This window comes from Microbacterium sp. (assembly GCF_003248605.1).
In the GTDB taxonomy this organism is placed as follows: domain Bacteria; phylum Actinomycetota; class Actinomycetes; order Actinomycetales; family Microbacteriaceae; genus Microbacterium.
The window spans coordinates 1-5,488 of record NZ_QFPF01000168.1; the positions used below are offsets into that span (position 1 = coordinate 1).

The 5,488-nt window shown below is 65.0% G+C and carries 5 protein-coding genes and 1 pseudogene; 2 read left to right on the forward strand and 4 right to left on the reverse strand.

The features are described from left to right. Window positions 1-52: 52 nt before the first annotated feature. The 4 genes and pseudogenes from DI573_RS14525 to DI573_RS14540 form a co-directional block, all read right to left on the reverse strand. Entirely contained in the window at window positions 53-376 is a 324-nt protein-coding gene (locus DI573_RS14525) for a nucleotidyltransferase domain-containing protein (RefSeq protein ID WP_292815821.1), read from the reverse strand. 322 nt (window positions 377-698) lie between these two features. Further along, entirely contained in the window at window positions 699-1,487 is a 789-nt protein-coding gene (locus tag DI573_RS14530) for a hypothetical protein (RefSeq protein WP_292815824.1), read from the reverse strand. A 105-nt stretch (window positions 1,488-1,592) separates the two neighbouring features. Beyond that, window positions 1,593-2,222, reverse strand: a complete 630-nt coding sequence (locus DI573_RS14535) for a DUF305 domain-containing protein (RefSeq protein WP_292815827.1) — start codon at window positions 2,220-2,222, stop codon at window positions 1,593-1,595. Window positions 2,223-2,293: 71 nt separating this feature from the next. After that, a pseudogene (locus DI573_RS14540) lies at window positions 2,294-2,678 on the reverse strand (four-helix bundle copper-binding protein). A gap of 408 nt (window positions 2,679-3,086) precedes the next feature. Here DI573_RS14540 and DI573_RS14545 point away from each other — a divergent pair. Both DI573_RS14545 and DI573_RS14550 read left to right on the forward strand, forming a co-directional pair. Next, the gene (locus DI573_RS14545) at window positions 3,087-5,120 is read left to right on the forward strand and encodes a heavy metal translocating P-type ATPase (protein ID WP_292815830.1); all 2,034 of its coding nucleotides are present in this window, start codon (window positions 3,087-3,089) and stop codon (window positions 5,118-5,120) included. Window positions 5,121-5,145: 25 nt separating this feature from the next. After that, a partial coding sequence (locus DI573_RS14550) for a metal-sensitive transcriptional regulator (RefSeq protein WP_292815833.1) occupies window positions 5,146-5,488 on the forward strand: 343 nt, incomplete at its 3' end.

Sequence of the window (5,488 nt, forward strand, 5' to 3'; positions counted from 1 at the left end):
AACGCAGCACTTGGCCGTCCTCGGGTCGTAGTTTCCCGCCGGGCGCGCGGTGTCACAACGCCGACGCCTGCCTCAGGCCCACGTCCGCAATAGGTCGCTTGAGCAACTGCTCGGGGAAGATGTCGATGTCCTCGCGACCGAAGAGCGTACGAACCTCCTCCAACAAGCCGGAGGCTCGCATGAGGAGGTTGCCGTCGGCGGGATCCATCTCAACAAGAATGTCGATATCGCTGCCCTCAGTCGCATCACCGCGGGCCACCGAACCGAACAGTCGCGGGTTCGTCGCCCCATACTTGAGCAGGAGCGCTTCAAACTCGTCACGGCGCGCGCCAATCGCCTCGCGCAGCGCGAGACTCGGGGGCGAGACGATGGTCACGCGACCAGCGTAACGGCCCACCCGCGACAAGTTCCGGCGGCCTCTGGCACCCGAGTCACGGGACTTGCGTCCAAAGTGTTCCCAATCCGACCCTCTAGAAATGGAAAAACCCCTGATAAACAGGGGTTTTTCTGGCGGTGACGGTGGGATTTGAACCCAAGCAGGAACACCTTTCATACGTGCACAACAGGCCGGCTTCGCTGTCATTCCGCGAGACTTGACCTTTCGGCCGTGTACTGCGAAGGCCCTGAGCTTTCGTCAATCTTTCTCACGGCGTTCCCACGGGCTCGGGCCTCGTGCGGGGCAAGGAAAGTGCCTTCTTTCAGCCCGCGGAGCGGGTTCCTCCTTGATCGCGTGCTATTGCGTCAATGATGGCGGGGATGTCGTCGCCGGCTTGCTGCAAGAACTCGTCCTGCAGCAGGGTGGCGAGGTCGGAAACGGCGACCGTGAGCACCTCTCCGGCGGCCACCACGATGGGGATGCGGCTCTTCTTGGCCGTTTTCGCGATGCCCCAGCCGGTGGTCATCGCTTGGGGCAGCGCGAGGGACCGATCCTTCTCGGCGAAGTAGTAGGTTTCGGCGCTCTGCATGAGATCGACGCGGGTTTGCGCGAGGGCTGAGGCGATTTCGTTCATCACCAGCGCATCGGTCTCGTACGCTTCGTCGCGTTCCAGGCGGGACACGAACCCGCCTTCAACGAGACTCCGGGTCCGCAAGGTGGTAGTGCGGCGACGGTTCAGCGCGGGGTAGAGCTGCATGATCCACGATACGGCGGCGGTGAAGAGAATGAAGAGATCGGGATAGCGGTCCGGGTTGATACCCGGGGCAAAGCTGAAGCCGTCCGGCATCTGAGGCAGATAGATCAGTGTCCACCCGAAAACCTGCAGCGCTGCCCAGACGACGATGACCAGGACGATTCCCACCGGCCCGGCAAGCGGTGACGGGCTCCCCCTCGGCCACCGGGATACCCGCCAGGTTCCGCGCATCACCCACGTGCTCACCCCTCCGCGGCCGGCGGGGTGAAACAGCGTGTGGAATACGTCACGAAGGCCAACGAGAATCAGTGCGACACCGACTACGACGGACAGCACGTTCATAGTCTCCGGCAGCATCGCGTCGTTCCTCGACTTTCATTCTCTCCTTCGACTAGGCAAGCACCACCGCTTCAGCCTCAGATGGCGATGCGGCGTAACATGCCCGTCGGGCTCCTACGCCAGTTACTCGGCGGGGCACTGGCGCGCGGCGGCGCGATCGAACTCGGGTACCTCGCGGGCCTCAGCCTCGGCGACAGTGGCGGCGATGCCGTTCTCCTCGATGTCCTTGATCAGCCAGTCCATCTCGAGGATCTCGTTTCGCTGAGCTTCGCTGATCGAGATCGCGAGTTCGCACACGCGCACATCCTGAATCTGCGCCCGTTCGGAACGGGTGATGGCGAGCGAGTGATGCGGGATCATTGCGCTCATCCAGTCCGTGTCATCCACCGTGATCTGGCTGCGGTCGAGAGCGATGCCGCCGCCGATCAGCAAAACCCCGACTGCGACGATCGCGATGTTCGCTTTCGTGTTCTTGTACATGTTCAGCATCCAGGCGATCATGACCAACACCATGGTGCCGCCCATCGTGACCGCCATGAACACACGGCTCTCGCTGAAGCGGACGTGGCCCCACTCCCACGAACCGGCGAACATCACCCAATACATGACGACCATCGCGGTGAGGATCATCGCCGCGAATCGCAGATACATCGGCATCTGCATCCGCGACTTCTGCTCCGTCTGGTGCTCGTTGTGGTCACGCTGTTGGTCGTTGTTCTGATTCGTCGACAAACGGATCATCTCCTCCTTCACTCATTCGTAATCATTCACTCATTCGTACCGTCGATTGCCTCTCGTCGGTCGAGGCGCGATCGGTCGCGCTCTCAGGCGGCGAGCATCTCGACGCAGGCCTGCTCGCAGTGGCGGCACGCCTCTGCGCAGATCTTGCAGTGCTCGTGCATCTCGGCGTGCTGCTCGCACTCCTCCGCGCAAGCGGCGCACGCGGCTCGGCGCACGAATAGTGTCGGGGTTGCTGCCCGTCTGGCGGGTCAGTACGGCAGCGGTCGCGGCGCAGACGTCGGCGCAGTCTAGGTTCTTGCGGATGCATTCGGTGAGCTCCGCGACCATGTCCTCGCTGAGGCACGCGTCAGCGCACGCGGCACACGACTGGGCGCACTCCACGCACGCCTCGATACACGTCAGCAGCGCATTGCTCGCATCGGCCTTCGGGTGGGTGCGCAGCATGTCTCCCGTAATGGTCATCGTCATTGCTCCTTTCCCGCCGGGCGGATGCCCGACCAGCGGCACGCTACAACGGGCATACCCATCCACGGAGGGGGTTGCATACCGGTAGGGGGCTGCGGTACTAAGTCACACGTACGTAGCAAGCCAGAGCGTCTCGCGCACGGCCGCCATACCCAATGGGGGTATACAGTGAACTTGTCGCCATACCAACAAAGGCGACCCCCCAGGAGGGGAAGTTGTCATGTCGATGAACGAGTTTCGGGTATGGATATGACATGCGGGCTCGATGGAGCCCGCTGAATCGCTCGCTCACTCTGTTCCACCCGATGATCGCGACGACGTTGTCGATAGGAAAGGCCCATGACCTCAAACACCTCTGACCACGCCCCTGGGGGGACGCACCCCGGGGAGCACGTTCAGCACACCGGACAGATGGCAGAGCACGACGCACACTCAGAACACGGCGGGGCACATGCGGGCCACGGGGCCGATCACGTAATGCAATTTCGTCGGCTGTTCTGGATCAACCTGATCATTGCCGTACCCGTCGTGGCGTTCTCGAGCATGTTTGCGATGCTCGTCGGATACCAGCTGCCCGACTTCCCGGGCGCCGCATTCATCGCCCCCGCGCTAGGTACCGTCATGTATGTGTGGGGCGGGCGCCCGTTCCTCACCGGTGCGGTCGCCGAATTGCGTGCCCGCACCCCCGGCATGATGCTGCTGATCGCCCTCGCCATCACCGTCGCGTTCCTCGCCTCCTGGGGCGCGAGCCTCGGGCTGTTGGATCACGAGCTCGAGTTCTGGTGGGAGCTGGCGCTGCTGATCGTGATCATGCTGCTCGGGCACTGGATCGAAATGCGCTCGCTCGCACAGACCACCTCGGCCCTCGACTCGCTCGCGGCGCTCTTGCCCGACGAGGCCGAACGGGTCGAAGACGACGACGTGGTCACTGTCTCCCCCTCCGACCTCCGGGTCGACGACGTCGTGATCGTCCGCCCCGGGGGCAGTGTTCCCGCCGATGGGCGCATCGTCGATGGCAGCGCCGACATGGACGAGTCCATGGTCACGGGGGAATCCCGCACCGTGTCGCGCGGTGTGGGCGACCCGGTCGTCGCGGGCACCGTCGCCACCGATTCGGGACTGCGCGTGCGGATCACCGCGACGGGTGACGACACCACCCTCGCCGGCATCCAGCGGCTCGTCACCGAGGCGCAGGCCTCGTCGTCGCGGGCGCAACGTCTCGCCGACCGCGCCGCAGCGTGGCTGTTCTGGTTTGCACTCGCGTCCGCCGTGATCACCGCGCTCGTCTGGAGCGTCCTCGGCAATCCGGACGCCGCCGTCGTGCGAACCATCACGGTGCTGGTGATCGCGTGCCCGCATGCGCTCGGGCTCGCGATCCCCCTCGTGGTGTCGATTGCGACCGAGCGCGCCGCGCGCGGGGGCGTGCTCGTCAAGGACCGCCTGGCGCTCGAGAGCATGCGCACGATCGATGCCGTGCTCTTCGACAAGACCGGCACGCTCACCAAGGGTGAGCCGACCGTCACCGACGTGCAGACGGTGGGGGATGTCGACCCCGACACCGTGCTGCGCTTCGCCGCCGCGGCCGAAGCCGACAGCGAGCATCCGCTGGCCAGGGCAATCGTGCGCGCCGCACACGATCAGGGCCTGGACGTGCCGCGCGCATCCGGCTTTCGCTCCTCCCCCGCCGTCGGCGTCACGGCGATGGTCGAGGGCACCGAGATCCGAGTCGGCGGGCCGGCACTGCTCGCCGAGGCCGCAGCATCCGAGATCCCCGCCGCCGACGCGTGGCGAGATGAGGGCGCGATCATCCTGCACGTCATGCAGAACGGCGCGGTCATCGGCGGGCTACGGCTCGCGGACGAGATCCGGCCCGAATCGCGCGAAGCCGTCGACGCGCTGCACGCCCTCGGGGTCGAAGTCGTCATGATCACCGGCGACGCAGATGCCGTCGCGCGCACAGTCGCGGGCGAACTCGGCATCGACCGGTACTTCGCGGGCGTCCGCCCCGAAGACAAGTCCGCGAAGGTCGCCGAACTACAACACGGCGGACGCAAGGTCGCGATGGTGGGCGATGGCGTAAACGATGCCCCCGCCCTCGCGCAGGCCGATGTCGGCATCGCAATCGGCGCCGGCACCGACGTCGCGATCGCCTCCGCCGGAGTCATCCTCGCCAGCTCCGACCCCCGCTCGGTAGTGTCAGTCATCGAGCTTTCGCGGGCGAGCTACCGCAAGATGCAGCAGAACCTGTGGTGGGCCGCCGGTTACAACTTGATCTCGGTCCCGCTAGCCGCCGGCGTGCTCGCGCCGATCGGATTCGTGCTGCCGATGTCGATTGGTGCGATCCTGATGTCACTGTCGACGATCGTCGTCGCAATCAACGCCCAGCTGCTCCGACGCCTCGATCTGCAGCCCGAGGCATCCGTCCGCTCCGTCCTAAATCGCTAGCCCTAAACCGCCAGGAGGTCGCGCCATGTCATCCACCGTTGACGAGCTCATCCACGAGTCGGAGACCGAATCCGGATCCGGGTCCGCCGGACACGGCTACATCACCGACAAATCCAAGTTCCTCAACCGGCTGAAGCGCATCGAGGGGCAGGCGCGCGGCGTGCACAAGATGGTCGAAGACGAGAAGTATTGCATTGACATCCTGACGCAGATCAGCGCGCTCACCAGCGCGCTGCAGGTCGTTGCCGTAGGGCTGCTCGATGAGCACCTCAAACACTGCGTCGTCGACGCCGCGCGGGCGGGAGGCGACGAGGCGGACATCAAGATCAAGGAAGCCACCGACGCCATCGCGCGACTCGTGCGGTCCT

Bases quoted from the DNA above. Each gene is read 5' to 3' on its own strand.
- DI573_RS14530 (WP_292815824.1), bottom strand. From the start codon at position 1,487: ATGCTGCCGGAGACTATGAACGTGCTGTCCGTCGTAGTCGGTGTCGCA.
- DI573_RS14545 (WP_292815830.1), top strand. From the start codon at position 3,087: ATGGCAGAGCACGACGCACACTCAGAACACGGCGGGGCACATGCGGGC.